This window comes from Castellaniella sp. S9 (assembly GCF_027257175.1).
Classification (GTDB): domain Bacteria; phylum Pseudomonadota; class Gammaproteobacteria; order Burkholderiales; family Burkholderiaceae_B; genus Castellaniella.
Genome location: NZ_JAPFGD010000011.1, coordinates 85822 through 104843 on the forward strand (window position 1 = coordinate 85822; position 19022 = coordinate 104843).

Annotated in this window: 28 protein-coding genes; 16 read left to right on the forward strand and 12 right to left on the reverse strand. The window is 67.8% G+C overall.

Translation table 11 applies throughout. The features are described 5' to 3' along the window. The first annotated feature begins 10 nt into the window (after positions 1 to 10). The 16 genes from OOZ48_RS16655 to tatC all read left to right on the forward strand — a co-directional run bounded on the left by OOZ48_RS16655 (position 11) and on the right by tatC (position 10898). Positions 11 to 802, forward strand: coding sequence for an ABC transporter ATP-binding protein (locus tag OOZ48_RS16655; protein WP_269499944.1), 792 nt, complete (start codon positions 11 to 13; stop codon positions 800 to 802). Next, positions 799 to 1590 carry an ABC transporter permease gene (locus tag OOZ48_RS16660; RefSeq protein ID WP_269499945.1) on the forward strand — a complete coding sequence of 264 codons (792 nt, stop codon included), beginning with the start codon at positions 799 to 801 and terminating at the stop codon, positions 1588 to 1590. Before OOZ48_RS16655 ends, OOZ48_RS16660 begins: the two co-directional genes overlap by 4 nt. 2 nt (positions 1591 to 1592) lie before the next feature. Continuing rightward, positions 1593 to 1841: a BolA family protein gene (locus OOZ48_RS16665; protein ID WP_269499946.1), complete on the forward strand. Its 249-nt coding sequence runs from the start codon at positions 1593 to 1595 to the stop codon at positions 1839 to 1841. Then, positions 1834 to 3090, forward strand: coding sequence for a UDP-N-acetylglucosamine 1-carboxyvinyltransferase (gene murA, locus OOZ48_RS16670; RefSeq protein WP_269499947.1), 1257 nt, complete (start codon positions 1834 to 1836; stop codon positions 3088 to 3090). Before OOZ48_RS16665 ends, murA begins: the two co-directional genes overlap by 8 nt. Next, on the forward strand, positions 3087 to 3758 hold the full coding sequence (hisG, locus tag OOZ48_RS16675) for an ATP phosphoribosyltransferase (protein WP_269499948.1): 672 nt from the start codon (positions 3087 to 3089) through the stop codon (positions 3756 to 3758). The genes murA and hisG overlap by 4 nt, the downstream gene beginning before the upstream one ends. 41 nt (positions 3759 to 3799) lie before the next feature. Then, entirely contained in the window at positions 3800 to 5110 is a 1311-nt protein-coding gene (gene hisD, locus OOZ48_RS16680) for a histidinol dehydrogenase (protein ID WP_269499949.1), read from the forward strand. Between the two features lie 33 nt (positions 5111 to 5143). Beyond that, positions 5144 to 5731, forward strand: a complete 588-nt coding sequence (gene hisB / locus OOZ48_RS16685; protein ID WP_269499950.1) for an imidazoleglycerol-phosphate dehydratase HisB — start codon at positions 5144 to 5146, stop codon at positions 5729 to 5731. Between the two features lie 19 nt (positions 5732 to 5750). Next, the gene (gene hisH / locus OOZ48_RS16690) at positions 5751 to 6395 is read left to right on the forward strand and encodes an imidazole glycerol phosphate synthase subunit HisH (RefSeq protein WP_269499951.1); all 645 of its coding nucleotides are present in this window, start codon (positions 5751 to 5753) and stop codon (positions 6393 to 6395) included. A gap of 58 nt (positions 6396 to 6453) precedes the next feature. Then, on the forward strand, positions 6454 to 7215 hold the full coding sequence (gene hisA / locus OOZ48_RS16695) for a 1-(5-phosphoribosyl)-5-[(5-phosphoribosylamino)methylideneamino]imidazole-4-carboxamide isomerase (RefSeq protein ID WP_269499952.1): 762 nt from the start codon (positions 6454 to 6456) through the stop codon (positions 7213 to 7215). Positions 7216 to 7217: 2 nt separating this feature from the next. Continuing rightward, a complete protein-coding gene (hisF, locus tag OOZ48_RS16700) occupies positions 7218 to 8039 on the forward strand; it encodes an imidazole glycerol phosphate synthase subunit HisF (protein WP_269499996.1) in 822 nt (273 codons plus the stop codon). A gap of 34 nt (positions 8040 to 8073) precedes the next feature. Next, positions 8074 to 8490 carry a phosphoribosyl-AMP cyclohydrolase gene (gene hisI / locus OOZ48_RS16705; RefSeq protein ID WP_269499953.1) on the forward strand — a complete coding sequence of 139 codons (417 nt, stop codon included), beginning with the start codon at positions 8074 to 8076 and terminating at the stop codon, positions 8488 to 8490. A gap of 17 nt (positions 8491 to 8507) precedes the next feature. Beyond that, positions 8508 to 8858 carry a phosphoribosyl-ATP diphosphatase gene (locus OOZ48_RS16710; protein ID WP_269499954.1) on the forward strand — a complete coding sequence of 117 codons (351 nt, stop codon included), beginning with the start codon at positions 8508 to 8510 and terminating at the stop codon, positions 8856 to 8858. Positions 8859 to 8993: 135 nt separating this feature from the next. Beyond that, entirely contained in the window at positions 8994 to 9362 is a 369-nt protein-coding gene (locus tag OOZ48_RS16715; RefSeq protein WP_269499997.1) for a histidine triad nucleotide-binding protein, read from the forward strand. 8 nt (positions 9363 to 9370) lie between these two features. After that, entirely contained in the window at positions 9371 to 9595 is a 225-nt protein-coding gene (tatA, locus tag OOZ48_RS16720; protein ID WP_269499955.1) for a Sec-independent protein translocase subunit TatA, read from the forward strand. Between the two features lie 35 nt (positions 9596 to 9630). Further along, on the forward strand, positions 9631 to 10098 hold the full coding sequence (tatB, locus tag OOZ48_RS16725; RefSeq protein WP_269499956.1) for a Sec-independent protein translocase protein TatB: 468 nt from the start codon (positions 9631 to 9633) through the stop codon (positions 10096 to 10098). Continuing rightward, entirely contained in the window at positions 10095 to 10898 is an 804-nt protein-coding gene (tatC, locus tag OOZ48_RS16730; protein WP_269499957.1) for a twin-arginine translocase subunit TatC, read from the forward strand. Before tatB ends, tatC begins: the two co-directional genes overlap by 4 nt. Here the strand turns inward: tatC and dsbD are convergent, their stop codons facing one another. The 12 genes from dsbD to rpmD all read right to left on the reverse strand — a co-directional run bounded on the left by dsbD (position 10899) and on the right by rpmD (position 19021). Further along, the gene (gene dsbD / locus OOZ48_RS16735; RefSeq protein WP_269499958.1) at positions 10899 to 12941 is read right to left on the reverse strand and encodes a protein-disulfide reductase DsbD; all 2043 of its coding nucleotides are present in this window, start codon (positions 12939 to 12941) and stop codon (positions 10899 to 10901) included. Beyond that, complete coding sequence (cutA, locus tag OOZ48_RS16740) at positions 12938 to 13351, reverse strand: divalent-cation tolerance protein CutA (protein ID WP_269499959.1); 414 nt, start codon at positions 13349 to 13351, stop codon at positions 12938 to 12940. The genes dsbD and cutA overlap by 4 nt, the downstream gene beginning before the upstream one ends. A 228-nt stretch (positions 13352 to 13579) precedes the next feature. Next, a complete protein-coding gene (gene rplQ / locus OOZ48_RS16745) occupies positions 13580 to 13966 on the reverse strand; it encodes a 50S ribosomal protein L17 (RefSeq protein ID WP_269499960.1) in 387 nt (128 codons plus the stop codon). A 123-nt stretch (positions 13967 to 14089) separates the two neighbouring features. After that, positions 14090 to 15094 (reverse strand): DNA-directed RNA polymerase subunit alpha, encoded by a 1005-nt coding sequence (locus OOZ48_RS16750; protein ID WP_269499961.1) that lies wholly within the window; start codon positions 15092 to 15094, stop codon positions 14090 to 14092. A gap of 140 nt (positions 15095 to 15234) precedes the next feature. Next, positions 15235 to 15858: a 30S ribosomal protein S4 gene (gene rpsD / locus OOZ48_RS16755; protein ID WP_269499962.1), complete on the reverse strand. Its 624-nt coding sequence runs from the start codon at positions 15856 to 15858 to the stop codon at positions 15235 to 15237. Positions 15859 to 15868: 10 nt separating this feature from the next. Further along, positions 15869 to 16267 (reverse strand): 30S ribosomal protein S11, encoded by a 399-nt coding sequence (rpsK, locus tag OOZ48_RS16760; RefSeq protein ID WP_043678919.1) that lies wholly within the window; start codon positions 16265 to 16267, stop codon positions 15869 to 15871. Positions 16268 to 16282: 15 nt separating this feature from the next. After that, on the reverse strand, positions 16283 to 16648 hold the full coding sequence (gene rpsM, locus OOZ48_RS16765) for a 30S ribosomal protein S13 (RefSeq protein ID WP_269499963.1): 366 nt from the start codon (positions 16646 to 16648) through the stop codon (positions 16283 to 16285). Between the two features lie 33 nt (positions 16649 to 16681). Further along, complete coding sequence (gene rpmJ, locus OOZ48_RS16770) at positions 16682 to 16795, reverse strand: 50S ribosomal protein L36 (RefSeq protein WP_003805360.1); 114 nt, start codon at positions 16793 to 16795, stop codon at positions 16682 to 16684. Between the two features lie 30 nt (positions 16796 to 16825). Then, the gene (infA, locus tag OOZ48_RS16775; protein WP_165023363.1) at positions 16826 to 17044 is read right to left on the reverse strand and encodes a translation initiation factor IF-1; all 219 of its coding nucleotides are present in this window, start codon (positions 17042 to 17044) and stop codon (positions 16826 to 16828) included. Positions 17045 to 17049: 5 nt separating this feature from the next. Further along, a complete protein-coding gene (secY, locus tag OOZ48_RS16780; protein ID WP_269499964.1) occupies positions 17050 to 18372 on the reverse strand; it encodes a preprotein translocase subunit SecY in 1323 nt (440 codons plus the stop codon). A gap of 10 nt (positions 18373 to 18382) precedes the next feature. After that, the gene (rplO, locus tag OOZ48_RS16785) at positions 18383 to 18823 is read right to left on the reverse strand and encodes a 50S ribosomal protein L15 (RefSeq protein ID WP_269499965.1); all 441 of its coding nucleotides are present in this window, start codon (positions 18821 to 18823) and stop codon (positions 18383 to 18385) included. 12 nt (positions 18824 to 18835) lie between these two features. Next, positions 18836 to 19021, reverse strand: coding sequence for a 50S ribosomal protein L30 (gene rpmD / locus OOZ48_RS16790; protein ID WP_269499966.1), 186 nt, complete (start codon positions 19019 to 19021; stop codon positions 18836 to 18838). Position 19022 lies beyond the last annotated feature (1 nt).

Here is a 19022-nt window from a genome sequence, read left to right on the forward strand (position 1 = left end):
TCCCATGCCCATGCCCGCGCTTGATCTGCAACACGTCTCGAAAATCTACTCCCCTGCGCGCCGCAGCCTGCGGGACATGGTCTCCGGCCGCGGCCGGCCGGCCGGTTTCCAGGCCCTGCGCGACGTCAGCCTCAGCGTCGAGCACGGCGAATTCTTCGGCCTGCTCGGTCCCAACGGCGCCGGCAAGACCACCCTGATCTCGATCCTAGCGGGCCTGGCGCACGCCACCGGCGGCCGCGCCCAGGTCTGCGGCTACGATGTGGTCGACGATTTCCGCCAGGCGCGCCGGTCGCTGGGCGTGGTGCCCCAGGAAATCGTCTACGACCCGTTCTTCACCGTGCGCGAGACCTTGCGCATCCAGTCGGGCTATTTCGGCCTGCGGCGCAATGATGACTGGATCGACGAGATCCTCGACAACCTGGGCCTGCTCGACAAGGCCGACACCAACATGCGCGCGCTCTCGGGCGGCATGAAGCGCCGGGTGCTGGTCGCCCAGGCCCTGGTGCACCGCCCGCCCGTGATCATCCTGGACGAGCCCACCGCGGGGGTGGACGTCGACCTGCGGCGCACGCTGTGGGAATTCATCGCGCGCCTGAACCGCGCCGGCCACACCATCCTGCTGACCACCCACTACCTCGAAGAGGCCGAGGCCCTGTGCGGGCGCATCGCCATGCTGAAGGCCGGCCGCGTGGTGGCGCTGGACACGACCCCGGCCCTGTTGGCGCGGGTGGGCGGCGCCGATCTCGAGGACGCGTTCGTGCGCATCATGCACGAGGACGTCGCCATGGAGGCCGAACTATGATCCGCCCCCTGACCCAGGAACGCCCGGCGATGGGCTCGGGCTTTCCGACGCTGCTGCACAAGGAACTGATGCGCTTCTGGAAGGTCGGCCTGCAGACCATCGCGGCGCCGGTGGTGACGGCGCTGCTGTACCTGTTGATCTTCTCGCACGTGCTCGAGGATCGCGTGCAGGTCTACGGCACGATCTCGTACACGGCCTTCCTGATTCCCGGGCTGATGATGATGAGCATGCTGCAGAACGCCTTCGCCAATCCCTCATCGTCGCTCATCCAAAGCCGCATCACGGGCAACCTGATCTTCGTGCTGCTGCCGCCGTTCTCGCACCGCCAGATCTTCCTGGCCTACCTGCTGGCGGCCGTCGCACGCGGGATGATCGTGGGGTTCTGCGTCTGGCTGGTGGCGCTGTTCTTCATCGCCCTGCCGATCCACCAGCCGCTGTGGCTGCTGGCCTTCGGCGTGCTGTCGTGCTGGATCCTGGGCACGCTGGGCCTGATCGCCGGCCTGTGGTCGGAAAAATTCGACCAGCTCGCCGCCTTCCAGAATTTCCTCATCGTCCCCGCGACCTTCCTGTCGGGGGTGTTCTACTCCATCCACAGCCTGCCGCCGTTCTGGCAGGCGGTCTCGCGCTGGAACCCGGTCTTCTACATGATCGACGGCTTTCGGCACGGGTTCTTCGCAGCGTCCGACGTCTCGCCCTGGCACAGCCTTGCCGTGGTGCTGGCCGTCGCCCTGGCCCTGAGCCTGTTCGCCCTGCGCCTGCTGGCGCGCGGCTACAAACTACGGAGCTGACCATGTCGCCCACCCCCGAACTCGTCCGCCAGTACATCGCCGACAACCTCGACTGCCACCACCTCGAAGTCTACGGGGACGGCGCGCACTTCGAGGCCCTGATCGTCAGCAGCGTCTTCGAGGGGCAACGCACGCTGGCGCGCCACCAGACGGTCTACCGCGCGCTGGGCGACCGCATGAAGGCCGAGATCCATGCCTTGTCGATGCGCACCCTGACGCCGGCCGAATACGAGGCCACCTTGAATGGATAAACTGCGCATCGAGGGCGGGGTCGCGCTCGACGGCGAAATCGTGATCTCCGGCGCCAAGAACGCCGCACTGCCCATCCTGTGCGCCGGCCTGCTGACGGCCGATACGCTCACCCTCGACAATGTCCCCGACCTGCGCGACATCGGCACGACGCTCGCCCTGCTGCAGCGCATGGGCATGCACGCCGAACGCGAGGCGGGTGGCCGGGTGCGGCTGCGCGCCGACCAGATCCACAGCCGGGAGGCGCCCTACGAACTGGTCAAGACCATGCGCGCCTCGATCCTGGTGCTGGGGCCGTTGCTCGCGCGCTTCGGCCAGGCGCGCGTCAGCCTGCCCGGCGGCTGCGCCATCGGCCAGCGCCCCGTCGACCAGCACATCAAGGGCCTGGCAGCGATGGGCGCCCGGATCCGGATCGAGCACGGCTTCGTCGTGGCCGAGGCCCCGCGCCTGCGCGGCGCCTCGATCCTGACCGACATGGTCACGGTCACCGGCACTGAAAACCTCATGATGGCCGCGACCCTCGCCGAGGGCCGCACCGTCCTCGAGAACGCCGCCTGCGAGCCCGAGGTCGTCGACCTGGCCGAGGTCCTGATCGCCATGGGCGCCCACATCGAGGGGCAGGGCACGGACCGCATCGTGATCGAGGGCGTCGACGCCCTGCACGGCGCGACCCACCGCATCGTGCCCGACCGCATCGAGGCCGGCACCTTCCTGTGCGCCGTGGCGGCCGCCGGCGGCCAAATCACACTGCGCAACGCGGCGCCGGCCACCATGGGCGCCATCCTCGACAAGCTCGCCGACGCGGGCCTGGCCATCGAATGCGGCAAGGACTGGATCCGCGCCGCCATGGACGGCCGGCCGCGCGCGACGGGCTTTCGCACCAGCGAATACCCGGGCTTCCCGACCGACATGCAGGCCCAGGTGATGGCCCTGAACACCCTGGCCGAGGGCACCGCGGTGATCACCGAGAACATCTTCGAGAACCGCTACATGCACGTGCAGGAACTCTGCCGCATGGGGGCGGACATCGACATCGACGGCCATACCGCCGTGGTCAGCGGCGTGCCGGCGCTCTCGGGCGCCACCGTGATGGCCACCGACTTGCGCGCCTCGGCCAGCCTGGTCATCGCCGGGCTGGCGGCCCGCGGCACCACCACCGTCGAGCGCATTTACCACCTGGACCGCGGCTACGAGCGCATGGAGACCAAGCTCCAGGCCCTGGGCGCCCGCATCGAACGCATCCGCTCATGAGCACCCACCAAGATCCCCTGACGCTGGCCCTCTCCAAGGGCCGCATCTTCGACGAAACCATGCCGCTGCTGGCGGCCGCCGGCGTGGGCGTGCCCGAAAACCCCGAGACCTCGCGCAAGCTGATCCTGCCGACGGACTCGCCCGGATTGCGGATCATCATCGTGCGCGCCTCGGACGTCCCCACCTACGTCCAGTACGGCGCCGCCGACTTCGGCATCGCCGGCAAGGATGTGCTGCACGAGCACATGGCCCAGCACCCCGGCAGCCTGTACCAGCCCGTCGACCTGAACATCGCCCGCTGCCGCCTGTGCGTGGCCGCGCCCGAGGGCTTCGACTACCAGGCCGCGGTGCGCCAGGGTTCGCGCCTGCGCATCGCCACCAAGTACGTGCGTGCGGCGCGCGAGCACTTTGCCGCCAAGGGCGTGCACGTGGACATCATCAAGCTCTACGGCTCGATGGAGCTCGCCCCTCTGGTGGGCCTGGCCGACGCCATCGTCGACCTGGTGTCCTCGGGCGGCACGCTGCGCGCCAACCGCCTGGTCGAAGTCGAGGAGATCCGCCAGATCTCCTCGCGCCTGATCGTCAACCAGGCCTCGCTGAAAATGCGCGGCACGCGGCTGCGCCCCTTCATCGACGCCTTCGCGCGCGCATCGGCCGACATGGGCTGAATGCGCGCTAACATAGGTTCTTTCCGCCGTCACTGCCCGCCATGCCATTGATCCAGCGCCTAGACGCCCGCTCCCCGGATTTCGACGCCGCCCTCGACCGGCTGCTCGCCTACGAGGCCTCGCAGGACGAGGCCATCGAGGATGCCGTGCGCGCCATCCTGCAGGACGTGCGCGACCGCGGCGACGACGCCGTGCTGGACTACACGCGACGCTTCGACCACGTCGAGGCCGACTCGGTCGCCGCCCTGGAGATCCCGCGCGACGACTGGATCGCGGCGCTGGAATCCCTGCCGGCCGACCAGCGCGCGGCGCTCGAGGCCGCGGCCGAACGCGTACGCGCCTACCACCTGCGCCAACGCGCCGAAACCTGGACCTACACCGAGGCCGACGGCACGATGCTGGGCCAACAGATCACGCCCCTGGACCGCGTGGGCCTGTACGTGCCCGGCGGCAAGGCCGCCTACCCGTCGTCGGTGCTGATGAACGCGATCCCCGCCAAGGTCGCGGGCGTGCCCGAGGTCGTGATGGTCACGCCCACCCCTGGCGGCTCGCGCAATCCCATGGTGCTGGCGGCCGCCGCCCTGGGCGGCGTCGACCGCGTGTTCGCCGTCGGCGGCGCGCAGGCCGTGGGCGCCCTGGCCTACGGCACCGCCACCATGCCCGCGGTCGACAAGATCGTGGGCCCCGGCAACGCCTACGTCGCCGCGGCCAAGCGGCGTGTGTTCGGCATCGTGGGCATCGACATGATCGCGGGCCCCTCAGAAATCCTGATCATCGGTGACGGCTCGACGCCGGCCGACTGGATCGCGATGGACCTGTTCTCGCAGGCGGAGCACGACGAGCTGGCGCAGGCCATCCTGCTGTCCCCCGATGCGGCCTACCTGGACGCCGTCGAGGCGGCCATCGGCCGGCTGCTGCCCGCGCAACCCCGCGCCGACATCCTGCGCGCCAGCCTTGGGGGCCGCGGCGCGCTGATCCAGGTCCGGGACCTGGATCACGCCTGTCGGATCGCCAACCGGATCGCGCCCGAGCACCTCGAGGTCTCGACCCGCGATCCACAGGCGCTGCTGCCCCTGATCCGCCATGCCGGCGCAATTTTCCTGGGCGCCTACAGTTCGGAATCCCTGGGCGACTACTGCGCCGGCCCGAACCACGTGCTGCCCACCGCGCGCACCGCGCGCTTCTCGTCGCCGCTGGGCGTGTATGATTTCCAGAAACGCAGCAGCCTGATCCAGGTGTCGCCCGCCGGCGCCCGGACCCTCGGGCGCATCGCGGCAACGCTGGCCACCGGCGAGGGCCTGCATGCGCATGCCGCCAGCGCCAGCCTGCGCCTGGAAACCGGCCAGCCCTAGCGTCCTCCACCGACCCTCGCCTACGGAAGCCCCATGCGCACCGCAGACATCCAACGCAATACCAATGAAACCCGCATCCGCGTCGCCGTGAACCTCGACGGCACCGGACAACGCACCCTGCAGACCGGCGTCCCGTTCCTGGACCACATGCTGGACCAGATCGCCCGCCACGGCCTGTTCGACCTGGACGTCCACTGCGACGGCGACACCCACATCGACGACCACCACACCGTCGAGGACGTCGGCATCACCCTGGGCCAGGCCTTCGCCCAGGCCGTGGGCGACAAGGCCGGACTGCGCCGCTACGGCCACGCCTACGTGCCCCTGGACGAGGCGCTGACGCGCGTGGTGATCGACCTGTCGGGGCGCCCGGGCCTGCATTACTTCGTGCCCTATACCCGCGCGCGCATCGGCACCTTCGACGTCGACCTGGCCCGGGAATTCTTCCAGGGCTTCGTCAACCATGCCCAGGCCACCGTGCATATCGACAATCTGCGCGGCGACAACGCCCACCACCAGTGCGAGACCGTGTTCAAGGCCTTCGGCCGCGCGCTGCGCATGGCCGTCGAGGTCGACCCCCGCGCCGGCGGCGCCATCCCCTCGACCAAGGGCTCCCTCTGAACCTTTCCCGGCGGTCCTCGTGAACACCATTGCCATCGTCGACTACGGGATGGGCAACTTCCATTCCGTGGCGCGCGCCCTGCAGGCGGCCGCGCCCGGGCACGACATCTGCATCGCGCGCGACGCCACCGCCATCGACGCGGCCGAACGCGTGGTGTTCCCCGGGCAAGGCGCGATGCCGGACTGCATGCACACCCTGGAGGCCTCGGGGTTGCGCGCGGCGGTGCTGCGCGCCGCGCGCGACAAGCCCCTGCTGGGCGTATGCGTCGGCGAGCAAATGCTGTTCACCCGCAGCGACGAGGGCGACACGCCCGGCCTGGGCATTTTCCCGGGTACGGTGCGACGCTTCGCCGGGCCGGCCTTCGATGCCGCGGAAGGCGGCGAGGCGCGCCTCAAGGTGCCGCACATGGGCTGGAATCCGGTCCACCAGACGCAGGCCCACCCCCTGTGGGAGGGCATCGCCCAGGACACGCCGTTCTATTTCGTGCATAGTTACTATGCGCTGCCCGACGATCCCGCGCTGGTGGCCGGCACCAGCCGCCACGGGGTGGAATTCTGCTGTGCGATTGCGGCCGGCAATATTTTTGCCGTACAGTTCCATCCAGAGAAAAGCGCGGAGCCGGGCCTGCGGATGTACCGCAACTTCGCCCGCTGGCGGCCCTGACCGCGCGGGGCCTGTTAACGCTACTTTCATCTCCTAGCACTGACCGACGACGACCACCATGCTCCTCATTCCCGCCATTGACCTCCAAGACGGGCGCTGCGTGCGCCTGCGCCAAGGCGACCTGGACGACGCCACCGTGTTCTCGGACGACCCCGCGGCCATGGCCACCCAGTGGCTCGAACAGGGCGCACGCCGCCTGCATTTAGTGGACCTGAACGGCGCCGTGGCCGGCAAGCCCCGCAACCGCGCCGCCATCGAATCCATCGTCGCCGCCGTCGACGAGGACATCCCCATCCAGATCGGCGGCGGCATCCGCGACCTCGACACCGTCGAATACTATCTGGACAACGGCGTGTCCTACGTCATCATCGGCACCGCCGCCGTCAAGGATCCGGGTTTCCTCAGCGACGCCTGCAGCGCCTTCCCGGGCCACATCATCGTCGGCCTGGACGCGCGCGACGGCAAGGTCGCCACCGACGGCTGGTCCAAGCTCACCCGCCACGACGTCCTCGACCTGGCGCAAAAATTCGAGGACTACGGCTGCGAATCCATCATCTACACCGACATCGGGCGCGACGGCATGCTGAGCGGCGTCAACATCGAGGCCACGGTGCGCCTGGCGCGCCAGGTCCGCATCCCGGTGATCGCCTCCGGCGGCGTGGCCACCCTGGACGACATCCGCGCCCTGTGCGCCGTCGAGGACGACGGGGTCGAGGGCGCCATCCTGGGCCGCAGCCTCTACGAGGGCACCCTGGATTTCGCCGCCGCCCAGGCCCTGGCCGATGCGGCGGCCGGCGACACGGACGGCGCACCGGCATGACGATGGACGCCACCAAGGCCCCCGGCACGCCCCAGGCCGCCGATCACGACACCGGCCTCGCCTGCCGGATCATCCCCTGCCTGGACGTCAACGCCGGACGCGTGGTCAAGGGCGTGAACTTCGTCAACCTGGCCGATGCCGGCGATCCGGTCGAGATCGCCCGCCGCTACGACGAGCAGGGCGCCGACGAACTCACCTTTCTCGACATCACCGCCACCAGCGACGAACGCGGCCTGATCCTGCCGATCATCGAGGCCGTGGCGCGCCAGGTCTTCATCCCCCTGACGGTGGGCGGCGGCGTGCGCGAGGTCGCCGACATCCAGCGCCTGCTCGACGCGGGTGCCGACAAGGTCTCGATCAACAGCGCGGCGGTGGCCCGGCCGGAACTGGTGCGCGAGGCCGCGCAGCATCACGGCTCGCAGTGCATCGTGGTGGCCCTGGACGCGCGCCGCACATCCGCCCCCGGCGAGGCGCCGCGCTGGGAGATTTACACCCACGGCGGACGCAAGGCCACCGGCCTGGACGCCATCGAATGGGCGCGGCGCATGGCCAAGTACGGCGCCGGCGAACTGCTGCTGACCAGCATGGACCGCGACGGCACCAAGGCCGGCTTCGACCTCGAACTGACGCGCGCCGTGTCCGACGCCGTTCCGGTGCCGGTCATCGCCTCGGGCGGCGTGGGCACGCTCCAGCACCTGGTCGACGGCGTCAAGATCGGCCGCGCCAGCGCCGTGCTGGCCGCCAGCATCTTCCATTTCGGCCAGCATACCCTGGCCGAGGCCAAGGCTTTCATGGCGGCGCAGGGCATCCAGGTTCGCGCATGACACGCAACGGCCCGCCCCGCGCCAAGGAATCATCATGAGCACACCCGCCTGGCTGAACGAACTGGTCTTCGACCGCGACGGCCTGATTCCCGCCATCGCGCAGGACGCGCTCAGCGGCACGGTATTGATGATGGCCTGGATGAACGCCGAGGCCGTGGCCGAAACCGCGCGCAGCGGCCGGGCCGTCTATTTCTCGCGCTCGCGCGGGCGCCTGTGGCGCAAGGGCGAGGAATCGGGCCACGTCCAGCGGGTGCACGACATGCGCCTGGACTGCGACGGCGACGTCATCCTGCTGCGCGTCACCCAGCAAGGCGGCATCGCCTGCCATACGGGCCGCGAGCGCTGCTTCTACCGCCGCCTCGACACCGACGCCGCCGAACCCGCCTGGATCGTCGAGGATCCGGTCCTCAAGGACCCGGGCCGGATCTACGGCCAATCCGACGCCTCTTGATCGCAACCGGCACACGCATGACCCAATCCAACCACCCCGCCGCCGACGTGCTGGCCCGCCTGGCCGACACGCTGGCCAGCCGCCGACCCGACCAGGGCGGCGACCCCACCACCTCGTATACCGCCAAACTGCTGGCCAAGGGCCCGGACGCCTTCCTCAAAAAAATCGGCGAGGAGGCCACCGAGCTCGTCATGGCCTCCAAGGACGGCGTGCCCGAGCGCATCGTGGCCGAAACCGCCGATCTCTGGTATCACTGCCTGGTCGCCCTCACCTACCATGGGCTGCGCCCCGAGGCCGTGCTGGACGAGCTGGCCCGGCGCGAGGGCCTGTCCGGCCTCGAGGAAAAGGCCTCGCGGACATCATCCTAGCGCGCCGGGCCTCATCGGGGCATACCCGAAGGCAGGCCGAAAAGCGGGTCGCACGCCACAGCAGGGCCTTGAAATGTGGCAACATAGCGTGTTGAACGGGTCCATCCGGACCCCGCGATGTTCGTTCGTATCCCTATGAGTCACGACTGCCTGTTCTGCAAGATCGCCCAGCACCAGATCCCATCGACCATCGTCTATGAGGACGATGAGTTCATGGCCTTCAAGGACATCAACCCGGCCGCGCCGGTACACCTGTTGCTGGTGCCCAAGCACCACGTCGAATCGCTCGCCGGGGTCGAGGCGGGCGACACCGACTGGCTGGGCCGCATGCTGCGTCTGGCGCCGCAGATCGCGTATGACAACGGCTGCAACCCGGGTTCCGCGGGCGGTTTCCGGCTGGTGGCCAACACCGGCATCGAGGGTGGGCAGGAAATCGCCCACCTGCATTTCCACATCCTCGGGGGCGCACGCCCCTGGGACAAACGCGCGGCACCAGCCGCCTAGGAGCAATCATGGGTAGTTTCAGCATTTGGCACTGGCTGATCGTGCTGGTGATCGTGGCGCTGATATTCGGCACGAAAAAACTGCGCAATATCGGCGAAGACCTCGGCGGCGCGGTCAAGGGCTTCAAAAAAGGCATGAACGAGGCCAAGGACGAGTCCCAGCCCTCGGTCACCCAGCAGGTCCAGGACTCCTCCACGATCGACGTGCAGGCCAAGGAAAAATCGGACGCCTGAGGGTGGCCGCCGCCCCATCCTGAACCGGACCCGCCATGTTTGATGTCAGTTTCAGCGAGCTGATGCTGATCGGCGTGATTGCGCTGATCGTGATCGGCCCCGAGCGCCTGCCCAAGGTCGCCCGCACCGTCGGGCACCTGCTGGGCCGCGCCCAGCGCTACGTCAGCGAGGTCAAATCCGACATCCAGCGCGAGATCGACCTCAAGGAAATCGGCGACATCAAGAACCAGATGCAGGATGCCGCGCGCTCGGTGGAGACATCCATGCAAAGCTCGGTCAGCGATCTCAAGGCCGCGGTCAACGAGCCCACCGACAGCCTGCGCCAGGCCCTGGACGAGGCCCGCACGGCGGTCACGCCCACCGCCGCGCCGTCGACCGCGCCCGGCGATGCGGCGGCGGACGACACAGCCCGCATCCCCGCACCCCAGGCGCCCGAGGTGCCTGCGGCACCGGTGACAGACCAGGCCGCTGAAACGGCCCCCAGCAGCGAAAAACAGGCATGAGCGACGCCAGCGACGACTCCTCCCAGGACACTTTCATCTCGCACCTGGTCGAACTGCGCACACGACTGGTACGCGCGGTCGCGGCAGTGCTGGGCGTCTTTGTCGTGTTGTTCATCTTCCCCGGCCCGTCGGCCATCTACGACGTGCTGGCCCAGCCCATGCTGGCGTCCCTGCCCCAGGGCACGCGCATGATCGCCACCGGGGTGATCACGCCCTTCATGGTGCCGATCAAGGTCACGCTGCTGGCGGCCTTCGTGCTGGCCCTGCCCGTGGTCCTGTACCAGGCCTGGGCCTTCGTCGCCCCGGGCCTGTATCGCCACGAACAGCGCCTGGCCCTGCCGCTGATCCTGTCCAGCACGCTGCTGTTCCTGCTGGGCATGGCGTTCTGCTATTTCGTGGTGTTCCACACCGTGTTCAGCTTCATCGCGAATTTCGCGCCGCAGTCGATCACCCCGGCGCCCGACATCGAGGCCTACGTGGGCTTCGTGCTGACCATGTTCATTGCCTTCGGCGTCACCTTCGAGGTGCCGATCGCGGTGGTCCTGCTGGTCAAGACCGGCGTCGTCACGGTCCGCAAACTGCGCGAGATCCGCGGCTACGTCATCGTCGGGGCCTTCGTGGTCGCAGCCATCGTGACGCCACCCGATGCCCTCAGCCAGATCCTGCTGGCCGCGCCCCTGTGCCTGCTATACGAGGTGGGCGTCCTGGTGGCCGCCAGCCTCGAACGTAAAAAAGCCCAGCTGGCGGACGCCGAGGGCGACCTGCCGTCCCGGGCGACGGACGACCCGGCGGATTCCTGATCAGCGATCTGGCGCCGTGACCAATACGCGGTCCAGCACGGCGCTGAATTCCGCGGCCTTCTTGAATCCGATCACCCGCGCATCCGGCAGCACGCGGCCATGCGCATCAAAGAAAATAATCCCCGGCGGGCCAAACAAGTCAAAACGCGCGAGCAGTTCGCGGTCCTGCGCCGTCATGCGGGTCACATCGGCCTGCAGCAGCAGGACGCCGGACATGCGGCGCGCGACCTCAGGGTCGCTGAAGGTGAATTTTTCCATCTCGATGCAGGACACGCACCAGTCGGCGTAGAAATCCAGCATCACGGGCCGGTCGGCCGCCGCCAGGCGCGCCTCCAGATCCGCGGCCGATGCGATCCGTGTAAAGCGCGCGCGAATCGCGTCCAAGTCCACGGCGCCGCCGCCGGCCGCGCCCGATCCCGCGGCGAAAGGCGCCAAGGGCCGCAGCATATCGCGCCCGCCAGCCAGCAGGCCCATGAACTGGGCGGCCGCCCAGAGGGCCAGCAGGGCCGCCAGCGCGCGCACGGCAAGGCGCAGGCCCGCGCCGTCGCCGCGGCCCGCGCGCCACAGCATCATCGCGGCCCAGAGGGCCAGCAGGGACCAGCCGGCCATGTACAAGGCACCGGGCACCAGAGGCCGCGCCATCCACCAGGCGGTCGCCAGCAGCAGCACCCCGAAACCCGCCTTGATCTGGTCCATCCAGGCGCCCGCGCGCGGCAGCAACGCCCCGGCGCCGGCACCCACCGCCAGCAGCAACAGGCCCTCGCCCCACGCCATGGCGAACAGGGACGCGCCACCCACCACCACGTCGCCCGTCTGGGAAATGAACAGCAAAATGCCGGCCAGGGGGGCCGCCACGCAAGGTCCGACGATCAGGGCCGAGACCATGCCGGTGAGGAACACCCCGCCGGCCTGCCCGCCCGGCATGCGCGCGGCGCGCGCCTGCAGCGCCGACTGCAGGCCGACGGGCGCCTGCAGGGTAAAGACATCGAGCATCGCCAGCCCGAACAGCGCCAGCAGCACGGCGAAGGTGCCCAGCACCCAGGGGGATTGCAGCCAGGCGGCCAGGCCGGCGCCCAGCAGGCCGGCCGCCACGCCCAGCGCGGTATAGACCAGCGACATGCCCAGCACATAGCAGGCCGCCAGGCCCAGCCCGCGCAGACGCGAGGGCGATTGCCCCGTACCGGCGATCATGGCCAGCAGGATAGGCACCATCGGCAGCACGCAGGGCGTGAAAGACAGCAGGACACCAAAGAGCAGGCTGAACAGCAGGATGCTGCCCAGCCCCGCCTGCGCCAGCCAGGCCGCCATGCCGGTGTCGCCGAGGTCGAAGACGCTGTTCGCAGCCGGGACGGACGCGGCGCCCGCAGCGACACCGGCATCGGGACCGCCAGAGACTTCGTCACGCGGCGGCGGCACCCGGTCCGTCACCTGTGCGCCCACGGCGCGGTAACCGCCGTCCGTGGCCTCCAGGACCAGATCCTGGGTCATGGGCGGATAGCACAGACCGGCATCCGCGCAACCCTGGCCGGTGATTTCCACCGCCAGCGGGCCCGCCTCGCCCGCCTGCAGGGGCAGGCGCAGGGTAACCCCGCCGTGATAGACCTCCATGTCGCGGTCGAAAGTCGGATCGTATTTGACGGTACCCCCGGGCAGCGCGGGACCTGCCGCCCAGGCCGGCTTGCCGGCGGCGGCCACATCCTCGGGCAGCGTCAGCGCCGAGGGCATGAACATCAGCGTGCGGCCGTCGGCTGCACGGATGCGCACCTCGAAGCGCTCGCGATACATGTAATAGGCCGGCGCGATCCGGTAATGCACGTCCAGGGTCAGGGGGTCGTGCATGGCGGCGGCGGGCACGAAGGCGATCGCCGGATCCAGGAAATCGGCCTCGGCCTGCGCCGGCCGCGGCAAGGACAGCCAGGCCGCCAAGCCCAGCAGGACCACGGCCAGCAGCGTCCAGATGCGGCGGCCGGCGTGAGACGGCGCCGGCGCGATCACGTCCAGTGTTTTCAAGGGGGCGGCCTTGGGGGATGCGTGTGGATTCATGGCAGGTCAACCCCGCGGCCGGCGTCGGCCGGCGCCGACGCCATCTGGGCGACCCAATCGAGGTAGCCGGCGTTGCCCGCGTGCACGGCGAGGACCAGGAATTCAGGCACTTCGTAGGGATGCAGCTGGCATAGGCGGGCATACAGCGCGGGCAGGCGCGCCGCCGTGGTCTTGAGGGTCATGGGGACCTCGTCGCCGCCCTCGAGCTTGCCCTGCCAGAGATACATGGACACCCCGGGCGCGCCCACGTGGACGCAAGCGGCCAGCGATTCCTCGACGAGGATGTGCGCGATGCGCTTGGCCAGCAGGGTGTCCGGCGCGGTACTGAGCACCACCACCGCATCCGCCGCGCCACCCTGCTGGGTGCGCAAGCCCGCCGCGCCGGTCGCCTCATCCCGATCATCCGTCATGTCGCAAACCCTTGTGTATCCGCCTTTTATTGTACCCGGACACGGGAAAACCCGAGTCGACGACACGGTGCCCAAACGAAGGCGTGAGACAGCTCGCCCGCCAGGCGAAGACTTCACGCGGCGCCAACCGCGCAAATACAAACACCCCGGCGCAAGACAGAGCCTGCGCCGAGGTGTCGGCGGGTCCTGACACCCCGCCCGCGGCAAGGCCGCGCGCGGGGTCAGTGATCATTCGGCGTCGGCGGGCGCCTCGACCTCGGGGCGATCAACCAGTTCCATGTAGGCCATGGGCGCATTGTCGCCCTGGCGGAAACCCATCTTGAGCACGCGGGTGTAGCCGCCGTTGCGGGCCTGGTAGCGCGGACCGATCTCGTTGAAGAGCTTGGTGACGGCGTCGCGATCGCGCAGGCGGGCGAAGGCCAGGCGACGGTTGGCCAGGGTGGGATTCTTGCCCAGGGTGATCAGGGGCTCGACCACGCGGCGCAGTTCCTTGGCCTTGGGCAGGGTGGTCTTGATGGCTTCGTGGGTCAGCAGGGACACGGCCATGTTGCGGAACATGGCGAGGCGGTGGCTGCTGGTGCGATTGAGCTTGCGAAGGCCGCTACGATGACGCATTTCAGTTTCCTTTTGAATCTATGGGCGGGATGTCCCGCGTTGTCCGGATCTTCTATCGGCTGCGCCGCGGTCCGGGAGTGTGAATCCCCGGGCGGCCAGGGCCGCGCCGGGGTGTGATACGGATCAGGGGCGCTCGAGGCCGACGGGCGGCCAGTTTTCGAGCTTCATGCCCAGGGTCAAGCCGCGCGCGGCCAGGACTTCCTTGATCTCGTTGAGCGACTTGCGGCCCAGGTTGGGGGTCTTCAGGAGCTCGTTTTCGCTGCGCTGGATCAGGTCGCCGATGTAGTAGATGTTCTCGGCCTTGAGGCAGTTGGCCGAACGCACGGTCAGCTCGAGGTCGTCGACCGGACGCAGCAGCACCGGATCGATCTGTGCGCCGCCGCCGACCTGGCCCAGGCCGGCGCCCAGGGAGGTCTGGCCGGCGTCCTTGTCGGCCAGCGAGACGAACACCGAGATCTGGTCCATCAGGATGCGGGCCGACTGGCGCACGGCTTCCTCGGGCGAGATCACGCCGTTGGTCTGCACGTCCAGGACGAGCTTGTCGAGGTCGGTGCGTTGTTCGACGCGGGCGTTCTCGACCGCGTAGCTGACGCGCCGCACCGGGCTGAAGGAGGCATCCAGCACGATCTGGCCGATGGTGGCGGAGCGGTCGTCGACCAGGGCGCGCACGTTGCCCGGCACATAGCCGCGGCCCTGCTCGACCTTGATCTGCATTTCCAGCTTGCCGTCGTCGGTCAGGGTGGCGATGAGGTGATCGGGATTGACGATCTCGACGTCATGCGGCAGCTCGATGTCGCTGGCGCGCACGGGGCCTGCGCCCTGCTTGTTCAGCTGCAGGGTGACTTCGTCGCGGTTGTGCAGCTTGAACACCACGCCCTTGAGGTTCAGCAGGATGTCGACCACGTCCTCGCGCACGCCGGCGATCGTGGAGTACTCGTGCACCACGCCGGTGATCTGGACCTCGGTGGGCGCATAGCCCGTCATGGAGGACAGCAGGATGCGGCGCAGGGCGTTGCCCAGCGTGTGGCCGTAGCCGCGCTCGAAGGGCTCCATCACCACCTTGGCGTGATTGGCGCCCAGCGATTCGACGGTGATGTTGCGCGGCTTGAGAAAACCTTGTGAAGACATATGTGTTCCCTTTTCAATACCCTCGGCTCGTTACACCGATAAGGCTGATGACAGGACCGGATGGACCGGTGAAGACAACCACACAGCCCACCGCACCGTCCGCGGCGCAGTGGGCTGCAAAAATGCGTAAAGCCGATCGATCAACGGGAATACAGTTCCACGACCATGGATTCGTTGACGTCGCGGGCGACGTCCTGGCGATCCGGGACCTGCTTGAACACGCCCGAGAGCTTGCCGGCGTCGACCTCGACCCACTGGGGCAAGCCGTTGCCGGTCGCCAGATCCAGGGATTCCTTGATGCGGGACTGGCTCTTGGCCTTCTCGCGCACCGAAATCACGTCCCCGGCCTTGACCAGCATGGAGGCGATGTCGGCCGTGCGGCCGTTCAGCTCGATGGCGCGATGGTTCACCAGCTGGCGAGCCTCGGCGCGCGTCGAGCCGAAGCCCATGCGATAGACGACGTTGTCCAGCCGCGATTCCAGCAACTGGATCAGGGTTTCACCCGTGTTGCCGCGACGGCGATCGGCCTCGGCGAAGTACTTGCGGAACTGCTTTTCCAGGACGCCGTACATGCGCTTGAGTTTTTGCTTTTCACGCAGCTGCTGGCCGAAGTCCGAGGTCCGCGAACCCGAGATGCGGCCGTGCTGGCCGGGCTTGGATTCGAGCTTGCACTTGGAGTCCAGCGAGCGGCGCGCGCTCTTGAGGAACAGGTCCGTGCCTTCGCGGCGCGAAAGCTTGCATTTAGGTCCAATGTAACGTGCCACAGTGATCCCCTTAGATACGACGACGCTTGGGCGGACGGCAGCCGTTGTGCGGCACGGGCGTGATGTCCGAAATGCTGGAGATCTTGATCCCCAGGGCATTGAGGGCGCGCACGGAGGATTCGCGTCCCGGGCCGGGGCCCTTGATGCGGACTTCCAGGGTCTTGATGCCGTATTCCTGCGCAACGCGGCCGGCCGATTCGGCGGCCACCTGCGCGGCGAACGGCGTGGACTTGCGCGAGCCCTTGAAGCCGGCGCCGCCCGAGGTCGCCCACGACAAGGCATTGCCCTGGCGGTCGGTGATGGTGATGATGGTGTTGTTGAAGGACGCGTGGACGTGCGCAATGCCGTCCGAGACGTTCTTCTTGACTTTCTTGCGGACGCGCGCGGCGCCGCTCTGAGCTTTCGCCATGTTCTGGTTCCTCGATTATTTCTTCAGGGACGCTGCGGCGCGACGCGGGCCCTTGCGGGTGCGCGCATTCGTGCGCGTGCGCTGCCCGCGCACGGGCAGGCCGCGCTTGTGGCGCATGCCGCGATAGGTGCCCAGGTCGATCAGGCGCTTGATGGAGAGCTGAACCTCGCGACGCAGGTCACCCTCGACGGTGAACGCGCCGACCTGCTCGCGAATACGCTCGAGTTCCGCATCGGTCAGGTCCTTGACCTTTTTGGAGTACTCGATGCCGGAAGCGTCGCAGATCTTGCGGGCACGAGTGCGACCAATGCCGAAAATGGCGGTCAAGCCGATTTCGGTATGCTGATGCGGCGGAATGTTGATGCCAGCGATACGGGCCATGACTGTTCCTTGTTGATTCCGTTACGCCCGGCCTTAGCCTTGGCGTTGCTTGTGACGCGGGTCGGTGCAGATGACGCGCACCACGCCGTGACGTTTGATGATCTTGCAGTTGCGGCAGATCCGCTTTACCGATGCCATTACCTTCATGGTGATCTCCTGGTTTCTGTGACCGGCCGCTTATTTGGAGCGGAAAACTATCCTGGCACGCGACAGGTCGTAGGGCGTGAGCTCCACCGTGACCTTGTCACCCGGCAGGATCCGGATGTAATGCATGCGCATCTTGCCGGAAATATGGCCCAGAACCACGTGGCCGTTTTCGAGCTTGACACGAAATGTTGCGTTGGGAAGGTTCTCGAGGACTTCCCCCTGCATCTGTATGACGTCGTCCTTGGACATGATCTCTAGCGCATGGGCAGACCCGCACCCTTGAAATTGGCTTTCTTGAGGAGCGAATCGTACTGTTGGGACATCATGTAGGCCTGCGCCTGGGCCATGAAATCCATGGCGACCACGACGATGATCAGCAAGGACGTTCCGCCGAAATAGAACGGCACGTTCCAGCGCATCTGCATCAGTTCGGGCAGCAGGCAAACCAGCGTGACATAGACCGCACCGGCCAGTGTCAGGCGCATGAGGATCTTGTCGATGTAGCGGGCCGTTTGCTCGCCGGGACGGATCCCGGGGACGAATGCACCGCTTTTTTTCAGGTTGTCCGCCGTCTCGCGGCTGTTGAATACCAAGGCCGTGTAGAAGAAGCAGAAGAAAATGATCAAGCCCGAGTACAGCGTCACGTACAGCGGCTGCTGCGGCGAAAGCGCGGCCGCCAGGTCGCCCAGCCACCGCATGTTGGGGCTGTTCGAGAACCAGCTGGTCACCGTCGCCGGCAGCAGGATGATCGACGAAGCGAAGATCGGCGGAATCACGCCCGACATGTTGAGCTTGAGCGGCAGGTGCGAGCTTTGCCCGCCGTAGAGCTTGTTGCCCACCTGGCGCTTGGCGTAATTCACCGTGATGCGGCGTTGGCCGCGCTCGACGAAGACCACGAAATACGTGACCGCGACCACCAGGGCCAGGATGAACAGCGCCGAGAGGATCGACATCGAGTCGGTGCGCACCAGGTCCAGCATGCCGCCCAGCGCGCCGGGCAGGCCGGCCACGATCCCGGCGAAAATCAGCAGCGAGATGCCGTTGCCCAGCCCCCGCTCGGTGATCTGTTCGCCCAGCCACATGAGGAACATGGCGCCGGTCACCAGGGAGACGATGGTGGTGAAGCGGAACAGCAGCCCCGGTTCGATCACCAGCCCCGGCTGCGATTCCAGCGCGACCGAGATGCCGACGGCCTGGAACAGCGCGAGGAACACCGTGCCGTAGCGGGTGTACTGGGTGATCTTGCGCTGGCCCGACTGGCCTTCCTTCTTGATGGCTTCGAGCGTGGGCACGACCACCGCCAGCAGCTGCATGATGATGGCCGCCGAGATGTACGGCATGATCCCCAGCGCGAGCACCGAGAAGCGCTCGAGCGCGCCGCCCGAGAACATGTTGAACAACCCCAGGATCCCGCCCGAGTTCTGCTGGAACATGTCCGCCAGCGCGTCCGGGTTGATGCCGGGCACGGGGATGTGCGTCCCGAAGCGATAGACGATCAGGGCGAGGACGAGGAACAGGATGCGGCGCTTGAGGTCGCCGTATCCCGCACTGGTCTTTTGTGCCTGCGCTTTGGCCACTGCAGCCCCTTTACGCCAGCGTGCCGCCGGCCGCCTCGATCGCGGCGCGAGCGCCGGCCGTGGCTGCGATGCCCTTGAGGGCGACCTTGCGGGTGAGCTCGCCGGTCTTGATGACCTTGGCGTAGCGCACGAGCTCGCCGACCACGCCGGCGGCCTTCAGGACCTGGACGTCGATCTCGTCGACGGGCAGGGCCTGCAGGTCGGACAGGCGGACCTCGGCGTACAGGTGGCGGCCCAGCGGCGTGAAGCCGCGCTTGGGCAGGCGGCGCTGCAGCGGCATCTGACCGCCTTCGAAGCCGACCTTGTGGAAGCCGCCCGCGCGGGACTTCTGCCCCTTGTGGCCGCGGCCGCCGGTCTTGCCCAGGCCGGAGCCGATGCCGCGTCCCACCCGGCGGCGGTCGCGCTTGGCGCCTTCGGCGGGCTTGAGCGTATTCAATTGAGTGACAGACATCTCGATTCCTTATCAGACGTCCGAGACGGTGACCAGATAATCCACCTTGCGGATCATCCCACGCACCTCGGGCGTATCGACCAGCACGCGGCTGCTGTTCACGCGGCCCAGGCCCAGCCCGCGCACGGTGGCGCGATGGGACTTGTGGGTGCCGATGACGGAGCGCACGAGCGTAACCTTGATTTGCTTTTCAGCCATG

Bases quoted from the DNA above. Each gene is read 5' to 3' on its own strand.
- OOZ48_RS16655 (WP_269499944.1), top strand. From the start codon at position 11: ATGCCCGCGCTTGATCTGCAACACGTCTCGAAAATCTACTCCCCTGCG.
- OOZ48_RS16660 (WP_269499945.1), top strand. From the start codon at position 799: ATGATCCGCCCCCTGACCCAGGAACGCCCGGCGATGGGCTCGGGCTTT.
- OOZ48_RS16665 (WP_269499946.1), top strand. From the start codon at position 1,593: ATGTCGCCCACCCCCGAACTCGTCCGCCAGTACATCGCCGACAACCTC.
- murA (WP_269499947.1), top strand. From the start codon at position 1,834: ATGGATAAACTGCGCATCGAGGGCGGGGTCGCGCTCGACGGCGAAATC.
- hisG (WP_269499948.1), top strand. From the start codon at position 3,087: ATGAGCACCCACCAAGATCCCCTGACGCTGGCCCTCTCCAAGGGCCGC.
- hisD (WP_269499949.1), top strand. From the start codon at position 3,800: ATGCCATTGATCCAGCGCCTAGACGCCCGCTCCCCGGATTTCGACGCC.
- hisB (WP_269499950.1), top strand. From the start codon at position 5,144: ATGCGCACCGCAGACATCCAACGCAATACCAATGAAACCCGCATCCGC.
- hisA (WP_269499952.1), top strand. From the start codon at position 6,454: ATGCTCCTCATTCCCGCCATTGACCTCCAAGACGGGCGCTGCGTGCGC.
- hisF (WP_269499996.1), top strand. From the start codon at position 7,218: ATGGACGCCACCAAGGCCCCCGGCACGCCCCAGGCCGCCGATCACGAC.
- hisI (WP_269499953.1), top strand. From the start codon at position 8,074: ATGAGCACACCCGCCTGGCTGAACGAACTGGTCTTCGACCGCGACGGC.
- OOZ48_RS16710 (WP_269499954.1), top strand. From the start codon at position 8,508: ATGACCCAATCCAACCACCCCGCCGCCGACGTGCTGGCCCGCCTGGCC.
- OOZ48_RS16715 (WP_269499997.1), top strand. From the start codon at position 8,994: ATGAGTCACGACTGCCTGTTCTGCAAGATCGCCCAGCACCAGATCCCA.
- tatA (WP_269499955.1), top strand. From the start codon at position 9,371: ATGGGTAGTTTCAGCATTTGGCACTGGCTGATCGTGCTGGTGATCGTG.
- tatB (WP_269499956.1), top strand. From the start codon at position 9,631: ATGTTTGATGTCAGTTTCAGCGAGCTGATGCTGATCGGCGTGATTGCG.
- tatC (WP_269499957.1), top strand. From the start codon at position 10,095: ATGAGCGACGCCAGCGACGACTCCTCCCAGGACACTTTCATCTCGCAC.
- dsbD (WP_269499958.1), bottom strand. From the start codon at position 12,941: ATGAATCCACACGCATCCCCCAAGGCCGCCCCCTTGAAAACACTGGAC.
- cutA (WP_269499959.1), bottom strand. From the start codon at position 13,351: ATGACGGATGATCGGGATGAGGCGACCGGCGCGGCGGGCTTGCGCACC.
- rplQ (WP_269499960.1), bottom strand. From the start codon at position 13,966: ATGCGTCATCGTAGCGGCCTTCGCAAGCTCAATCGCACCAGCAGCCAC.
- OOZ48_RS16750 (WP_269499961.1), bottom strand. From the start codon at position 15,094: ATGTCTTCACAAGGTTTTCTCAAGCCGCGCAACATCACCGTCGAATCG.
- rpsK (WP_043678919.1), bottom strand. From the start codon at position 16,267: ATGGCGAAAGCTCAGAGCGGCGCCGCGCGCGTCCGCAAGAAAGTCAAG.
- rpsM (WP_269499963.1), bottom strand. From the start codon at position 16,648: ATGGCCCGTATCGCTGGCATCAACATTCCGCCGCATCAGCATACCGAA.
- rpmJ (WP_003805360.1), bottom strand. From the start codon at position 16,795: ATGAAGGTAATGGCATCGGTAAAGCGGATCTGCCGCAACTGCAAGATC.
- infA (WP_165023363.1), bottom strand. From the start codon at position 17,044: ATGTCCAAGGACGACGTCATACAGATGCAGGGGGAAGTCCTCGAGAAC.
- rplO (WP_269499965.1), bottom strand. From the start codon at position 18,823: ATGTCTGTCACTCAATTGAATACGCTCAAGCCCGCCGAAGGCGCCAAG.
- rpmD (WP_269499966.1), bottom strand. From the start codon at position 19,021: ATGGCTGAAAAGCAAATCAAGGTTACGCTCGTGCGCTCCGTCATCGGC.